The organism is Rhodoligotrophos appendicifer, from assembly GCF_007474605.1.
Taxonomy (GTDB): Bacteria; Pseudomonadota; Alphaproteobacteria; order Rhizobiales; family Im1; genus Rhodoligotrophos; species Rhodoligotrophos appendicifer.
In genome coordinates, this window is record NZ_VHKL01000005.1 from 258196 (window position 1) to 272242 (window position 14047).

Consider the following 14047-nt stretch of genomic DNA (forward strand, 5'->3'; position numbering starts at 1 on the left):
TCAATCCAGCAGGTTAGTGAAGTGCAGGGCGCAGCGCTTTGACCAGTCGAAATTCTCGACATTGGGGCAATCCGATTCCCGCGCAATCCGGCTCAGCACCTCGGGACAAAAGGTCTCCGGACCATATCTCTCGATGAGGGTTGCTAGCCGATATTTACCGGTCCGGTCGCACCTGGCGCAGCGCACATGCGCCATGGGCTTGGGATACTCGCTGATATAGGCGGCGGGCTTTGATATTGCGGCAGCAGGATCGTCCACGGGCTTCATATCCCATGCCTATACCTCGTTCAGCCACGACAATGAAGTGTCCGGCGCCTTGGGCGTGCCCTCGGTCACGTCTCTAATGTCTTCCCATGGGTCGTGAACGTCAGGGTCGGGAATCCATAGGGCTTGCCGAGCCGTTCCGGCTTCCGCTGTAATGGTTACTAAGTGGCAACCTGACAGCACCAGGCACTTGGCTACTAGTTGCTCTTCAGATGTGTCTGAGGCCATCAGTCCACCGCCCATCGCTCGACCAGCTGTTCGACAGAGCGAAAGCTTTCAACGCCTCCGCCTTCGATAGCCACGGTGGTGGGTTGTGCCGACGAAATGCGACCGAACCGCATATGATTGTTCTGTATCGCCCAGGGTTGGCTTTTGACGCGCAACAGCGGCATCGGCCAGCGATCGGGGTCTTTGATCATTTTGGCGTGCTGCGCCATCCGCAGCTGCTTACTTGCTTCGGACCAGGTGATCATTCTTCATTCTCCTAAACGAACCTACGTTCGCTCATAGCTGTCATACCGCTGATTCCCTTTTTAAATCTGTGATCTCGCGAGGTTCAAGCTCGAACGCCAGTGGCCGGTCGCTCATGACGCGGACTTTGAGAACGCCAAGGGAACATCTTCTGTGATTCTTTCCGCGATTCTCGGAACCGAAAGTCACAGAAAGAAGCGGAATGTTCCTGTTTTAGAGAAATGAGTGCTTGCACTGCCCATCTCAAAAACGTAAGGAAACCCCTAGTTTTTGAGGTCGCGGGGCATAGCGCAGTCTGGTAGCGCACCTGGTTTGGGACCAGGGGGTCGCAGGTTCGAATCCTGCTGCCCCGACCACTTATCCGAGCAGGTGGAGACATGGTGGCGCGTATCTTCAAGCCGGCCAAGACGGCGATGCAGTCGGGACGGGCGAACACCAAGGGCTGGCGGCTCGAGTTCGAATCGGAGGAGCCGCGCACGGTGGATCCGCTGATGGGCTGGACCAGCTCCGGAGATATGAAGCAGCAGCTGCGGCTGCATTTCGACACCAAGGAAGAGGCGATCGCCTATGCCGAGCGGCATGCGATCACCTTTCGCGTGTTCGACGACAATGAGGCACCCGTGCGCCCGAAGGCCTATTCCGATAACTTCAAATGGGGCCGTGTCGGCAACTGGACCCATTGAGCCGGAGGGACGGCACCAAGGCCCCGTAGCTCAGTGGATAGAGCAACAGCCTTCTAAGCTGAAGGTCGGAGGTTCGAATCCTCCCGGGGTCGCCATCACTGCTTCCGTATCCCATGGCGGGCTTTCCTCCATCCACAAGACGCTCAAAAACCGCGCTGGATCGACTTCCGGCGGCCGGCATGGGCGGGAAGCTCTCTCTCGACGCGAATGCCCGTGAGGACGCTGGATCAGCACGAGACCGCCGATGCTCCGCGCCGAAGGCGGTGAGAGGGCTGCGATCAGTCGACCAGCTGCACCACATGCTCGTAATGGCCGGCGTCCTTGCGTGTGGTGGTGACCTGCCCCCGAGCTCCCAGGAAGCGGCCGGTCCCGCCGATGACTGCGCGCACCTGCGGCGCATCGGCAGTCATCTCAGCTTGGCCCTTTGCATAGAGAGACTTTCCGCCGATCACCAGCGAGTCGATCCCGCCGAAGTCCAGCACGATGGTCGCGATGCGGTCTTGGAAGGGGTCGCCTTCCGTATCGGGCATGTCCACCGTGGTGAGCATCCCGCTCATGATCCCCTTGGCCCCGTCCTGAGACGTGAACGGGGCTTCGAAGGCGAGGATGTCCCCGTGGGAAGGTCCGGACGGGCCGACATCGATATGGGTCAGTGCGGGCTTGTCCTGCACGATGCTGAAGGTCTGATCGGCCTTTGCCGGCGGAGCGGCCGCGAGGCAAAGGCAGGCGGCGCCGGCCAGTGCAAACAATGTTCTCATGAATTTCTCTCGGTATAGCAGGTCAGACTCGCCCGAACGCATCCAGGGAGCGTTGAACCTTCGGGGGTGCCGCCCGACCATACCTGCAATGCCGTCTAGGGGTTCATGAAATCGCCGCATTTCGGGATCTCTCCCTGACTGCCCCAGGGCACGATCGGCACTGTCGACGTCGAGTTCTGGGGGCTGCCTTCGATCAGCTTGTCCGTGTACGCCAGGTAGACCAGCGTATTGCGCTTGGCGTCGCACCCGCGGACGATCTGCATCTTCTTGAAGAAGAGCGAGCGGCGCTGCGAATACATATCCGCCCCTTGAGCGAATTTCTCCTTGAAGCGGATCGGCCCCACCTGACGGCAGGCGATTGACACATCCGAGAGTTCTTCAGATAGCCCCGCCCATCCGATCCAACCGCCTTTTTCCGGAAGGGTGAAATAGCAGGCGACCCCCTCCACCAGCGGATCGTCGATGGCATAGGTGGCCAGCTTGTGATCGGGAGAGAGAAATTTCCAGACGGTGGAGCGCTTGAAGATCAGCTCCGGATCATCGGCAGCGGCGCTGGCTGGAGCCTTCGCGACCGCACCGAGAGCCAAGACGGCCAGGATGATGAGAGCCTTTTTCACGCGCTATGTTCCTCGCAATGCAAACGAGCGCTCGACATAGGGTGCCGCGCCCCTGTTTCAAAGAGCCTGGCTTGCTCACGCCCTCGCCATCCGGGCGAATCCATCCGTGAGGTCGGCCACCAGATCGTCCACGGCTTCGAGGCCAATATGGAAGCGCAGGGCAGGGCCCGCATCCCAACGTGTGGCGCTGCGGTAGGATCGGGGGTCGAAGGGCACGACCAGGCTTTCATAGCCCCCCCAGCTGTAGCCCATCCCGAACAGCGACAAACCGTCCAGCATGGCGGCGACGGCGGCATCGCTCACGGGCTTCAGAATGACCGAGAACAAGCCGGAGGCGCCCGTGAAGTCCCGCTTCCACAGCGCGTGCCCCGGATCTTCGGGCAGGGCGGGGTAGAGCACGCGCTCGACTTCGGGGCGCGCCTGCAGCCAACGGGCGACCGCCAGCCCGCTTTTCATGTGCCGCTCGAGCCGGACGTCGAGCGTGCGCAGTCCCCGCAGGCCGAGATAGACGTCGTCGGGTCCAACCGCGATACCGAAGGCATGATGAGTATCGTCGAGTGCCTTGAAGTGGCTCTTCCTGCTGGTGATCGTGCCCAGCATCACGTCCGAATGGCCTCCGAAATACTTCGTGGCGGCCGTGACCACGATATCGGCGCCATGCTTGAAGCCGTTGAAGAACCGTCCCGTGGCCCAGGTATTGTCGAGCATGACCAGGACGTTCTGCGCCTGCGCCGCGGCAGCGATGGCCGGAAGGTCCTGCACTTCGAGGGACTGCGATCCGGGTTGCTCCGTATAGACGATGCGGGTTTCGGGGCGGATGAGGCCAGCAATGTCCCCGCCGATGAGCGGATCGTAATAGCTTGTCTGCACGCCCATGCGGGCCAGGACGGTATCGCAGAAATGGCGCGCCGGACGATAAACCGGGTCCGGCATCAGGATATGGTCTCCTGCCGAGACGAAGGTCAGCAATGCCGTCGTGATGGCGGACAGACCCGATGGGCAGATCAGCGTCGCCTCGCCACCCTCGATGGCCGTGACCCCTTCTTCGAACGCCCGATGGGTGGGCGAGCCGCCCCGGCCATACAGATAAGGCTGCGTGCGTGCGTGCAACGCCTCGACGCTGGGATAGAGCACGGTGGAGCAGTGATAGACGCCGGGATTGACGAAACCGTGCTCGGTATACCCCATGCCCGCTTTCGTGAGTTGCGTTTCCAGCGCATAGGTCTCCAGCGGTCTCAATTTGTCTCGCATCTGCGGTGATCCGTTTCCTGACGGGGGTGTGAGCCTCTGCTCAAAGGGGAGCCCTGCGAGCGGCTTCAGTCAACCAAACTTGTGCGGCATGCCGCAAGGCCGCTGCGATCCTCTTGACCTCATAAGCAAATTCGGCTCCGATGCAGTGCAAGGATGCAGGGCATTCTTGCAGGACCAGAAAAAACCAGGGTCTTAAGGTGGTGCCATATGTCGGCGGACGGGTAAGACCGATCCGGTGACCGCGCGAGGGGCGTTGTTGGTATGCCGGCCCATACCGGTGAAAAGGACTAATCAATGAAAACAAAGCTGCTTTCGCTGGTGCTCGGCGCCACCCTTGGGGTGGCTGCGGCAACGGCTGCGTCGGCAACGACCCTTGAGGATGTGAAGGCCAAGGGATTCATTCAATGCGGCGTCAACCCCGGTCTGCCGGGGTTCGGTGCGCCGGACGACAAGGGCAACTGGACGGGCATGGATGTGGACTTCTGCCGTGCCGTGGCCTCTGCCGTCTTCGGCGATGCAACGAAGGTTAAGTTCACTCCTCTTTCCGCCAAGGAGCGGTTCACCGCCCTTCAATCGGGCGAAATCGACCTTCTGGCCCGCAATTCCACCTGGACGATGCAGCGCGACACCGGCCTGGGCCTGACATTCACCGGCGTGAATTACTATGACGGCCAGGGCTTCATGGTGCGCAAGTCTCTCGGCGTCGACAGTGCCTTGAAGCTCAATGGCGCCTCCGTCTGCACCCAGACCGGCACGACCACCGAGCTCAATTTGGCGGATTATTTCCGCGCCAACAACATGACCTATCAGGTCGTGGCCTTCGAGAACAACGAGGAGGTCAACCAGGCCTATGATTCCGGTCGCTGCGATGTCTTGACCACCGATCAGTCCGGTCTGTACTCGACGCGGCTCAAGCTTGCCAATGCCGATGACCACATCGTTCTCCCCGAGATCATTTCGAAAGAGCCCCTGGGACCGGTCGTCCGCCAGAACGATCCGCAGTGGTTCAACATCGTGAAATGGGTTCTGTTCGCTCAGATCAATGCCGAGGAACTCGGCGTCACGGCGCAGAACGTCATGGACATGAAGAATTCCACCAATCCGGAGATCCGCCGGCTTTTAGGCCTCGAGGGTGATTTCGGGACCGGCATTGGGCTCACCAATGATTGGGCGGTGAACCTCATCAAGAACGTCGGCAACTATGCCGAGGTGTTTAATCGCAATATCGGTCCGGACACGCCGCTTGGCATAGCCCGCGGTCTGAACGCGCTCTGGAACAAGGGCGGGATTCAATACGCACCGCCCGTCCGGTGACGCTTTCGAACCGTGCTGGCCGAGGGGGTCGGCACGGTTCGCTGTCTGAGCTGTCGCTCCGACCGGTCCGCAATCGAGAGCCCGATCAACGGGACAAGTGGCATCGGGCGGCAGGGCGGACGAAGCCGCTCGCGGTTGCGGGCACCTGGCCCTTGCGGGCGACCGGACTAGCCGATCCGGTACGGGGTGAGAGAATGCGATGAGTGCGGTCACCGACGAGGTGCGCGCCCGGGATTCGAGGACATCCTTCTGGAATGATCCCAAGATCCGGGGAATTCTGTCCCAGGCACTGCTGATCCTGGTGGTTGGCTGGTTTGCCTGGGAGATCATCGACAACACGGTCACCAATCTCCAGGAGCGGCGCATAGCCTCCGGCTACCGCTTCTTGGAGAACACGGCCGGCTTCGGCATCGTCCAGACCCTTATTCCCTATTCGGAAGTGTCGAGTTACGGCCGCGCCTTCGTCGTCGGCCTGCTGAATACCCTCCTGGTGGCCGGTCTTTCGATCGTCGCCGCGACGCTCCTTGGCTTCGTGATCGGAATTATGCGGCTGTCGAAGAATTGGCTGATCTCGAAGATCGCCGCCGCCTATGTTGAGGTGATCCGCAACGTGCCGCTGCTGCTGCAGCTCTTCGTCTGGTATCGGGCGGTCCTGAAATCCATGCCTTCCCCGCGCGAAAGCCATTCCTTCGCCGATCTCTTCTTCGTCAACAATCGCGGCCTTTACGCGCCCTTTCCATTGTTCGGCAGCCGCATGATCTGGGTGTTGGCGGCTCTCGGCCTCGCTGTCGTTCTGACGGCCATATTCAACATCTACGCCAAACGCCGCCAGGAGCAGACCGGGCAGCGCCTGCCGCGCTTGTGGGTGTCGGTGGCCCTGATCTTGGGCCTTCCGGCCCTGTCCCTCATCATCAACGGGGTCCCCGTCAACTTCACCTATCCGGAATTGCAGGGCTTCAACTTCGTCGGCGGCATCAACATGATCCCCGAATTTGTTGCCTTGTTCCTGGGCCTCTCCATCTACACCGCCTCGTTCATCGCCGAAGTCGTGCGTGCTGGCATCCAGGCGGTGAGCAAGGGCCAGACCGAGGCTGGAAACGCCCTTGGACTTCGGGGCGGGTCCATCCTCCGCCTGATCGTCGTGCCCCAGGCCATGCGTGTGATCGTGCCGCCTCTGGCCAATCAATATCTGAATCTGACGAAGAACTCCTCCCTGGCTGTCGCCATCGGCTATCCCGATGTCGTCGCCACCGGCGGTACGGTTCTCAATCAGACGGGACAGGCGGTGGAGGTGATCTCGCTCTGGATGGCGGTCTATCTGACCTTGAGCCTGCTGACTTCCGGCTTCATGAATTGGTTCAATGCGCGGATTGCGCTGGTGGAGCGTTAGGCCATGACCGGCGAACCCAACGCGCCTCGCGTGCCGGCTTTTGTGCGGACGGAAAGCCTGCCGCAGCGACCTGCGCCCGTCTCCGAGCGTGGCGTCATCGGCTGGATGCACGCCCACCTGTTCTCGAGCTGGCTCAATGCCGCGCTGACGGTGGTCGGCCTCTACGTGATCGTCTCGGTCGCATGGTCGGTGATCGACTGGGCGATACTGCGCGGCATCTGGGACGGAGCCGACCGTGAGGCCTGCCTCTCGACCGATCGCGCAACGCCGGCCGGAGCCTGTTGGGCCTTCGTTCGCGCGAAATTTCCCCAATGGGTCTACGGGCTCTATCCCCTGGACCAGCGATGGCGGGTCAACATCGTTTATATCGTGGGCGCCCTGGCGCTCATTCCCATGATGATCCCCTCCGCTCCCTACAAGCGCGCCAACGCGCTGTTCCTGTTGATCGTCTATCCCATTCTGACCCTGATCCTGCTGACCGGTGGCCATTTCGCCATCGAGGCCTCCGACTGGCTGCTCCTTGTCATTCTTCTCGCGATCGCTCTGGTCTTAATTGTCCTCTTGGGCCGCGGTGCCGGCATGGTCGACGTGCCCTCCGCCTTGCGCCTCTGGGTCAAGGTCGCCCTCGGTCTCGTCCTGCTCTATGCTCTGCTCGGATTCGACTTTGGGATGGTTGCCGTCGAGACATCGTTGTGGGGCGGCCTGCTGGTGACGTTGGTTGTGGCCATCACCGGGATCGTGGCCTCCTTGCCTATCGGCATTATTCTGGCCCTCGGCCGACGCTCGAGGCTTCCGGTGGTACGGATGCTCTCGATCATGTTCATCGAGCTGTGGCGCGGCGTGCCCTTGATCACCGTCCTGTTCATGGCCAGCGTCGTGCTGCCCTTGTTCATGCCGGCGGGCACCTCCGTCGACAAGCTGTTGCGCGCCCTGATCGGCGTTGCCCTGTTTTCCGCGGCCTATATGGCGGAGGTCATCCGGGGCGGGCTGCAGGCGATCCCCAAGGGTCAATACGAAGCAGCGGCGGCGGTGGGACTGCCCTATTGGCGCATGATGCAGTTTATCATCCTGCCCCAGGCGTTGCGGATCGTCATCCCCGGGATCGTCAACAGCTTCATTGCCTTGTTCAAGGACACGACACTGGTCAGCATCATCGGCATCTTCGATCTGTTGGGCATCCTTCATGCCGGTCTCGCCGATGCGCGCTGGTCGACGCCTCAGACCGCAGCCACTGGCTATTTCGCCGTAGCCTTGATCTATTGGATTTTCTGTTTTTCCATGAGCCGGTATTCCATCTTCATGGAGCACCGCCTCGGAGCCGGGATGAGAAGGTGAGGAGCTGACATGGCCGAAGCTGCCGTTTCTTCTGCAAACGATCGAGGACTCTCCGCTGCGGAAGGCGAGCCCGAAGTCGCGGTGCAGATCGTGGAGATGAACAAATGGTTCGGCGATTTTCACGTGCTGCGCGACATCAATCTCACGGTCTACAAGGGCGAGCGCATCGTGATCTGCGGCCCGTCGGGCTCCGGCAAATCCACTTTGATCCGCTGCATCAATCGCCTGGAGGCGCATCAATCGGGAACGATCATCGTCGATGGCATCGAGCTGAGCGATGATCTCAAGAAGATCGACGAGATCCGCCGCGAGGTCGGCATGGTCTTCCAGCACTTCAACCTGTTTCCCCATCTCACCATCCTGCAGAACCTGACGCTCGCGCCGATCTGGGTCCGCAAGATGCCGAAGAAGGAGGCCGAGGAACTGGCCATGAACTACCTGACCCGGGTGAAGATCCCGGAGCAGGCGAAGAAATATCCGGGCCAACTCTCCGGCGGCCAACAGCAGCGCGTCGCCATCGCCCGCGCTTTGTGCATGAACCCACGCATAATGCTCTTCGACGAGCCGACCTCGGCCCTCGATCCCGAAATGATCAAGGAGGTGCTCGACGTCATGGTCGATCTGGCACAGTCGGGGATGACCATGCTCTGCGTGACCCACGAGATGGGCTTCGCCCGCCAGGTCGCCAATCGGGTGATCTTCATGGATGAGGGCCAGATCGTCGAGCAGAACGAGCCGACCGAGTTCTTCACCAAGCCGAAGAGCGAACGGACGAAAATGTTCCTCAGCCAGATCCTGCACTAGCGTTTGACAGGAATTGCGGCTGGATGTCGGTCCAGTCCGGAGGCGCCCGGGCGATATGATCCCGGCTTTGACCGATCACCCTCCTGAGGCAAGCCCCCGGCGCAGGCGCTTGGCGAGAGCCCAGAGCTTCGGGTTCGTCTTGATGCGGCGCTTGACCCAAATGCCGAGCCGAACCGCGCCCGTATAGATCAGGCCGCGAAAGGTGATCCCCCTGACCATCTCATGCAGGGCGACGCGTCGATCGATCCAGGGATCCTTGTAGTTGCCCTGACCGGCGCCGAAATCGAAATGCGCAAGGCCGGCCGTGGTGCACGCCTCGATCGCCCGCCGCAGCACGGCATCGCCTGGCGAGAAGGACCGCCAGCGGCTGCCGGCCATGGACAGCACCAGCGCGTGAAACGTGCCGTCATGGATGCCCCCGCAGGCGATCCCCAGGCTTTCGTCGTCCACACTGAGGCGGTAGAGCGCCAGCCTTGGTCCCTCGGCCCCGCTCCGCGCCGCCAGCGCGCGCAGGAAGGCTCTCTCTGGCGCCTGGTCCCCGCAGGAGATGCCCATTTCCTTCATGCGCTGCTGATGCTGTGCGAACAAGGTCTCGATCGCAGCGGCCTCCTCGGCTCCCCGTTGCGGCAGTCCGAAGCGGACGGTGCCGGTCCGGGCCAGTCGTGCATCCCGCTTGCGCGCCGCCCGTCGCGAGCCGCTCGACCGATGCGCGGCATGGAGGGTCTCGTAATCCCCGGTCAGCGCGGTCACATAGCCGTCATTGGCGCTGCGGCTCGTGAACAGGAGGCGCAACGGGTGCGGAGTGCCGAGCCATTCTGCCGGCAGCGCCGTCAGATGCACCGCATCATGCGGCCCGACGGCCTTCACGATGGCAGGCCACCAGGGCTGCAAGTCGCAGCCCGCTTGTTTGAGAAAACCTCGGTCGTAGAGACCGAAGCCGTAATTTAGGGTGGGCGCCGTGGCCCAGGTCAGGATCCGGCAGTGAGACCGCGTCACGATGGCGAGCGGCAGCAGGAAGGCGATCTCGCCGGAAGGGCGCCGTCCCATGATGATTCTGGCTTCGATCCCTGCGGTGCGCCCGATCGTCTCCAGGAAGGCCGAGCACCATTCCCAGGTGTCGTAGAACGTCCCCAGACCGCGCGCCTGCAGGTCCCGCCACGCCTCGCCCAGCGCGTCGAAATCGGCATGGCAGGAGAGCTGGAGAGGCGGATGGATGCTCCGGGTTCCCTGGACGGGGGCCGGCTTGGCGGCGACCTTCAGGCGTGGCATTGGTCTTGCTTCGAAGTGAAGGCCTGGCAATGCCACGGTGGACCTCTCGGCTGAGCCTATGTGCCTGAAATCCCAAGCGGGACCGTTCTGGCACAGGCAGAACTGGACATGATCGCCGATGCAAGACCCGCGCCTCATTCAACTGGCTCTGAAGTTCCTGGACGCGAGCGGCGCGGCGAGAATCCTGGCGCCTGCCTTTCGGGGGCGGGGTGCAATTTTAATGCTGCACCACGTCCGTCCGGGTGGCGGCACGGACACGGGCTTTGCCCCCAATCGCGGCCTTGAGATCACACCCGAATTCTTAGCGGCCGTCATCGACCATGTCCGGGCGCGCGGCTACGAGATCGTCTCCCTCGCGCATGCCGTGGAGCGGCTCAGAACCGGCGATTCCGGCAGGCCCTTCGTGGTCTTGACCCTCGACGACGGATATCAAGATAATATCGACCACGCCGTTCCGGTTTTCCGAGTCGCGAACGCGCCTTACACGATTTTCTTCGCACCGGCGATTACCGATGGAACCTGCGAATTATGGTGGCGCATCCTTGAGCTGGCCATCCACGACAACGACGCGGTGCACGCCGAAATCGAGGGGGAACGTCTCCGCCTCGCCGCACAAACGGCCGAACAGAAGATGAGCGCCTTCATGGCCTTGTACTGGCCGGTTCGGCGGATGGAGGAACATGAGCAGCGCCGCTGGATCCGGCGTTTCGCGAGTGCCTACGGGATCAACGTCGACCTCTATTGCCGCTCGGTGGCGATGGACTGGGATGCGGTCCGCACCCTCGCTGAAGATCCCCTCTGTACGATTGGCGCCCACACGATCAACCATTATGCTGTGGCAAGGCTGCCGGCGGAGGAGGCCCTCGCCGAGATGAGGCGCTCCGCCGATCGGCTGGCAGCAGAGACTGGAGTGCGGCCCCAATTCTTCGCCTATCCCTATGGCGATGAGGGCTCGGCCGGGCCGCGGGACTTCGACCTGGCAGTCGAGGCCGGGTTCACGGCAGCGGTCACGACCGCCAAGGGTGTGATCAAGGCGAACCATGCCGGCCAGCTGACTGGCCTGCCGCGGCTCTCCCTCAATGGCGACTACCAGCGCCTGGACTATCTCGACGTGCTGCTCGGCGGCCTGCCTTTCGCCGCCCGCGACCTTGCCCGCACGCTTCTTCGGCGCTAGGAGGCATCCGGCTTCTGCATCCACGAGACGATCGCCATGGCGGGGATCACCCACAGGAGCCCGCCGATCAGATAGAACAGGGTCTGCGCCCAGACCGAAGCCCCCGGCATATGCGTGGCGCCATAGACCATGGCGGCCAGGCAATAGACGATGATGAACACGACCAGGACCACCGTGCCGATGAGCTTGCGAATGCGGCGGGGAAGGCTGAACATGACGTGTCTCTGCTCCGACGCGACCCACTGCCGCGTGCTCTTGGCTGATCTTGCCCTCGATGAGGCGGCGACGTAATCGAGTGCTATGTCCGAAACCGTTCTGAGCGCGTCAAGTCCCGAGATCGCCGCGGCCAGCGAGAAGCAGCGTCGCGCGAGGCCGGCCATCCGCGCCTGGCTGGTGGTCGTGGCGCTGCTGATCATCGCCATGGTGACCGTCGGGGGGGCGACCCGCCTCACTGAATCCGGTCTGTCCATTACCGAATGGAAGCCCTTGCTCGGCGCCATTCCGCCGCTCACCCATGGCGACTGGACGGCAGCCTTCGACAAATACCGGCAAATCCCGCAATACCAGATCCTCAACAAGGGCATGAGCCTGGAGGAGTTCCAATTCATCTATTGGTGGGAATGGGCCCATCGCTTTCTCGGCCGCTTCATCGGCATCGTCTTTCTCGTGCCCTTCCTGTTTTTCTGGGCCACGGGCCGGCTGGAGAGGACGCTGGTTCCGAAGCTGGCGCTGATGTTCCTGCTCGGCGGGCTGCAGGGTGCGCTGGGCTGGTACATGGTCGCCAGCGGCCTGTCGGAGCGCACCAGCGTCAGCCAATATCGCCTGGCCGCGCATTTGGGCCTTGCCGTGCTGATTTTCGGCGTCATCTGGTGGACGGTGCTGCAACTCGGACGCGTCAAGCTCCGGCCCCGCATGCCGTCCACGGGCAGCCTTGGTGCGGGTCTTGTTGCCGGCCTGATTTTTCTACAGGTTCTTCTGGGTGGCCTCGTAGCCGGCCTGGATGCCGGCATGGGCTACAATACCTGGCCGCTCATGGACGGCGCGCTCATTCCCGTGGGCCTCTGGCACCTGTCGCCATGGTGGCTGAACATGTTCGAGAATGCGATGACCGTGCAGTTCGATCATCGGATTCTCGCTTACGTGATCACTCTGGCAGCTTTAGCTCAGGCATGGCGTCTGCGCGCATCGGGGAGCGGGGTTGCGAATGCGGCCATCGCCGTGGTGGTTCTGGTGCTTTTGCAGGCGACCGGCGGCATCCTGACCCTTGTGCATCAGGTGCCGCTCTGGCTGGGCCTGATCCATCAGGCCGGGGCGGTAATCTTGTTCGCCGCCAGCCTGTGGATGCTTCATCGCACGCTCTACGAGGCGGATGCGCCTCAGGCCGTCAGGGCCTGATCGAGATCGGCGATCAGATCCTGGACGTCCTCGATGCCCACCGACAGGCGCACCACGTCGGGCCCCGCGCCGGCTGAGGTTTTCTGTTCATCCGTCAGCTGCCGATGCGTGGTCGATGCCGGATGGATGATCAGCGAGCGCGTATCGCCGATATTGGCGAGATGGCTGAACAGCTCGACCTTGCTGACGAGTTTGATTCCCGCATCATATCCGCCCTTGAGGCCGAAGGTGAGCACCGCGCCCGCGCCCTTGGGCGAATATTTCTGCTGCAGGGCATGGTCCTGGTCGCCCGGCAGGCCGGCATAGGACACCCAGCCGACGGCCGGATGGCTCTTCAGGAATGTCGCGACCTCCAAGGCATTGTCGCAGTGCCGCTGCATTCTGAGGCTCAACGTCTCCATGCCGGTGAGGATCAGGAACGAGTTGAGCGGCGCGATGGCGGGGCCGAGATCGCGCAGTCCCAGCACCCGCGCTGCGATGGCGAAGGCGATATTGCCGAAGGTCTCATGCAGCTTGAGGCCGTTATAGCTCGGCGAGGGCTCCGACAGGGTGGGGTACTTGCCGTCCTTGGACCAGTCGAACGTGCCCGCATCGATGAGCGCGCCGCCGACTGAATTGCCGTGGCCGCCGAGGAACTTGGTCAGCGAATGAACGACGATGTCGGCGCCGAACTCGATGGGCTTGATCAGGTATGGTGTCGCCAGGGTGTTGTCGACGATGAACGGCACGCCCAGCCGCTTGGCGATTTTGGCGATGGCCTCGAGATCGGTGACACGGCCGCCTGGATTGGCGATCGACTCGGCGAAGATGGCCTTCGTCTTCGGTCCGGCGGCCGCTTCGATAGAGGCTGGATTGTTGGAATCCGCCCATTTCACGTGCCAGCCGAACTTCTTGAAGGAATGGTTGAACTGGTTGATCGAGCCGCCATAGAGCTGGCGGGTCGCGATGAACTCATCACCCGGCTGCAGCAGGGTATGGAAGATCAGAAGCTGCGCGGCATGACCTGAGGCGACTGCAAGCGCGGCCGTGCCGCCTTCCAGCGCGGCGACCTTCGCCTCCAGCACGGACTGGGTCGGGTTGTTGATGCGGGTATAGATATTCCCGAAAGCCTCGAGGCCGAACAGCGCGGCGGCGTGATCGACATCCTCGAAGACATAGGACGTGGTCTGGTAGATCGGCGTGATCCGGGCACCCGTTGCCGGATCGGGCTGGGCACCGGCGTGGATCGCCAGGGTATCGAATCCTACTGTACCGTCGAGGGCCATGGTTTTCCTCCAGTAAGTCGACCGCTTCGGCGGCCGGTGAAAAGACGCGAGTTCTTA

The 14047-nt window shown here is 62.2% G+C and carries 15 protein-coding genes and 2 tRNA genes; 9 read left to right on the forward strand and 8 right to left on the reverse strand.

Annotated elements, in window-relative coordinates; genetic code table 11:
- Complete coding sequence (locus FKM97_RS13095; RefSeq protein WP_205014974.1) at nt 1–267, reverse strand: hypothetical protein; 267 nt, start codon at nt 265–267, stop codon at nt 1–3.
- A 224-nt stretch (nt 268–491) separates the two neighbouring features.
- The gene (locus FKM97_RS13100; RefSeq protein WP_144292856.1) at nt 492–737 is read right to left on the reverse strand and encodes a hypothetical protein; all 246 of its coding nucleotides are present in this window, start codon (nt 735–737) and stop codon (nt 492–494) included.
- A 277-nt stretch (nt 738–1014) separates the two neighbouring features.
- Between FKM97_RS13100 and FKM97_RS13105 the strand changes: the two genes are divergently transcribed.
- From FKM97_RS13105 to FKM97_RS13115, 3 genes are all read left to right on the forward strand, one after another.
- Nucleotides 1015–1091, forward strand: a tRNA-Pro gene (locus tag FKM97_RS13105).
- Between the two features lie 21 nt (nt 1092–1112).
- On the forward strand, nt 1113–1418 hold the full coding sequence (locus FKM97_RS13110) for an ETC complex I subunit (protein ID WP_144292857.1): 306 nt from the start codon (nt 1113–1115) through the stop codon (nt 1416–1418).
- 19 nt (nt 1419–1437) lie between these two features.
- A tRNA-Arg gene (locus tag FKM97_RS13115) sits at nt 1438–1513 on the forward strand.
- A 183-nt stretch (nt 1514–1696) separates the two neighbouring features.
- On the opposite strand, the gene FKM97_RS13120 is transcribed toward FKM97_RS13115, so the two are convergent.
- The 3 genes from FKM97_RS13120 to metC form a co-directional block, all read right to left on the reverse strand.
- Nucleotides 1697–2176, reverse strand: a complete 480-nt coding sequence (locus FKM97_RS13120; RefSeq protein ID WP_144292858.1) for a hypothetical protein — start codon at nt 2174–2176, stop codon at nt 1697–1699.
- A 95-nt stretch (nt 2177–2271) separates the two neighbouring features.
- Nucleotides 2272–2778 (reverse strand): CreA family protein, encoded by a 507-nt coding sequence (locus FKM97_RS13125; RefSeq protein ID WP_246105082.1) that lies wholly within the window; start codon nt 2776–2778, stop codon nt 2272–2274.
- Nucleotides 2779–2868: 90 nt separating this feature from the next.
- On the reverse strand, nt 2869–4044 hold the full coding sequence (gene metC, locus FKM97_RS13130) for a cystathionine beta-lyase (protein WP_144292860.1): 1176 nt from the start codon (nt 4042–4044) through the stop codon (nt 2869–2871).
- Nucleotides 4045–4338: 294 nt separating this feature from the next.
- Here metC and FKM97_RS13135 point away from each other — a divergent pair, with 294 nt between their 5' ends.
- From FKM97_RS13135 to FKM97_RS13150, 4 genes are all read left to right on the forward strand, one after another.
- Nucleotides 4339–5358, forward strand: a complete 1020-nt coding sequence (locus tag FKM97_RS13135) for an amino acid ABC transporter substrate-binding protein (RefSeq protein WP_144292861.1) — start codon at nt 4339–4341, stop codon at nt 5356–5358.
- Between the two features lie 199 nt (nt 5359–5557).
- On the forward strand, nt 5558–6748 hold the full coding sequence (locus tag FKM97_RS13140) for an amino acid ABC transporter permease (protein WP_144292862.1): 1191 nt from the start codon (nt 5558–5560) through the stop codon (nt 6746–6748).
- A gap of 3 nt (nt 6749–6751) precedes the next feature.
- Nucleotides 6752–8083 carry an amino acid ABC transporter permease gene (locus FKM97_RS13145; protein ID WP_205014976.1) on the forward strand — a complete coding sequence of 444 codons (1332 nt, stop codon included), beginning with the start codon at nt 6752–6754 and terminating at the stop codon, nt 8081–8083.
- Between the two features lie 9 nt (nt 8084–8092).
- Nucleotides 8093–8887: an amino acid ABC transporter ATP-binding protein gene (locus FKM97_RS13150; protein ID WP_144292863.1), complete on the forward strand. Its 795-nt coding sequence runs from the start codon at nt 8093–8095 to the stop codon at nt 8885–8887.
- Nucleotides 8888–8962: 75 nt separating this feature from the next.
- Here the strand turns inward: FKM97_RS13150 and FKM97_RS13155 are convergent, their stop codons facing one another.
- On the reverse strand, nt 8963–10156 hold the full coding sequence (locus tag FKM97_RS13155) for a GNAT family N-acetyltransferase (RefSeq protein WP_170240901.1): 1194 nt from the start codon (nt 10154–10156) through the stop codon (nt 8963–8965).
- 118 nt (nt 10157–10274) lie between these two features.
- Between FKM97_RS13155 and FKM97_RS13160 the strand changes: the two genes are divergently transcribed.
- Nucleotides 10275–11330 (forward strand): polysaccharide deacetylase family protein, encoded by a 1056-nt coding sequence (locus tag FKM97_RS13160; protein ID WP_144292865.1) that lies wholly within the window; start codon nt 10275–10277, stop codon nt 11328–11330.
- Here the strand turns inward: FKM97_RS13160 and FKM97_RS26325 are convergent.
- Nucleotides 11327–11545 (reverse strand): DUF2842 domain-containing protein, encoded by a 219-nt coding sequence (locus FKM97_RS26325; RefSeq protein WP_170240902.1) that lies wholly within the window; start codon nt 11543–11545, stop codon nt 11327–11329. The two genes, FKM97_RS13160 and FKM97_RS26325, sit on opposite strands and share 4 nt — an antisense overlap.
- 85 nt (nt 11546–11630) lie before the next feature.
- Between FKM97_RS26325 and FKM97_RS13170 the strand changes: the two genes are divergently transcribed.
- Nucleotides 11631–12725 carry a COX15/CtaA family protein gene (locus tag FKM97_RS13170; protein WP_144292867.1) on the forward strand — a complete coding sequence of 365 codons (1095 nt, stop codon included), beginning with the start codon at nt 11631–11633 and terminating at the stop codon, nt 12723–12725.
- Here FKM97_RS13170 and FKM97_RS13175 read toward each other — a convergent pair.
- A complete protein-coding gene (locus tag FKM97_RS13175; RefSeq protein WP_144292868.1) occupies nt 12707–13990 on the reverse strand; it encodes an O-acetylhomoserine aminocarboxypropyltransferase in 1284 nt (427 codons plus the stop codon). The genes FKM97_RS13170 and FKM97_RS13175 overlap by 19 nt on opposite strands.
- Between the last annotated feature and the right edge of the window lie 57 nt (nt 13991–14047).

Bases quoted from the DNA above. Each gene is read 5' to 3' on its own strand.
- FKM97_RS13120 (WP_144292858.1), bottom strand. From the start codon at position 2,176: ATGAGAACATTGTTTGCACTGGCCGGCGCCGCCTGCCTTTGCCTCGCG.
- FKM97_RS13175 (WP_144292868.1), bottom strand. From the start codon at position 13,990: ATGGCCCTCGACGGTACAGTAGGATTCGATACCCTGGCGATCCACGCC.
- FKM97_RS13155 (WP_170240901.1), bottom strand. From the start codon at position 10,156: ATGCCACGCCTGAAGGTCGCCGCCAAGCCGGCCCCCGTCCAGGGAACC.
- FKM97_RS13145 (WP_205014976.1), top strand. From the start codon at position 6,752: ATGACCGGCGAACCCAACGCGCCTCGCGTGCCGGCTTTTGTGCGGACG.
- FKM97_RS13110 (WP_144292857.1), top strand. From the start codon at position 1,113: ATGGTGGCGCGTATCTTCAAGCCGGCCAAGACGGCGATGCAGTCGGGA.
- FKM97_RS26325 (WP_170240902.1), bottom strand. From the start codon at position 11,545: ATGTTCAGCCTTCCCCGCCGCATTCGCAAGCTCATCGGCACGGTGGTC.
- FKM97_RS13150 (WP_144292863.1), top strand. From the start codon at position 8,093: ATGGCCGAAGCTGCCGTTTCTTCTGCAAACGATCGAGGACTCTCCGCT.
- FKM97_RS13095 (WP_205014974.1), bottom strand. From the start codon at position 267: ATGAAGCCCGTGGACGATCCTGCTGCCGCAATATCAAAGCCCGCCGCC.
- FKM97_RS13160 (WP_144292865.1), top strand. From the start codon at position 10,275: ATGCAAGACCCGCGCCTCATTCAACTGGCTCTGAAGTTCCTGGACGCG.
- FKM97_RS13140 (WP_144292862.1), top strand. From the start codon at position 5,558: ATGAGTGCGGTCACCGACGAGGTGCGCGCCCGGGATTCGAGGACATCC.
- FKM97_RS13100 (WP_144292856.1), bottom strand. From the start codon at position 737: ATGATCACCTGGTCCGAAGCAAGTAAGCAGCTGCGGATGGCGCAGCAC.
- FKM97_RS13170 (WP_144292867.1), top strand. From the start codon at position 11,631: ATGTCCGAAACCGTTCTGAGCGCGTCAAGTCCCGAGATCGCCGCGGCC.
- metC (WP_144292860.1), bottom strand. From the start codon at position 4,044: ATGCGAGACAAATTGAGACCGCTGGAGACCTATGCGCTGGAAACGCAA.
- FKM97_RS13135 (WP_144292861.1), top strand. From the start codon at position 4,339: ATGAAAACAAAGCTGCTTTCGCTGGTGCTCGGCGCCACCCTTGGGGTG.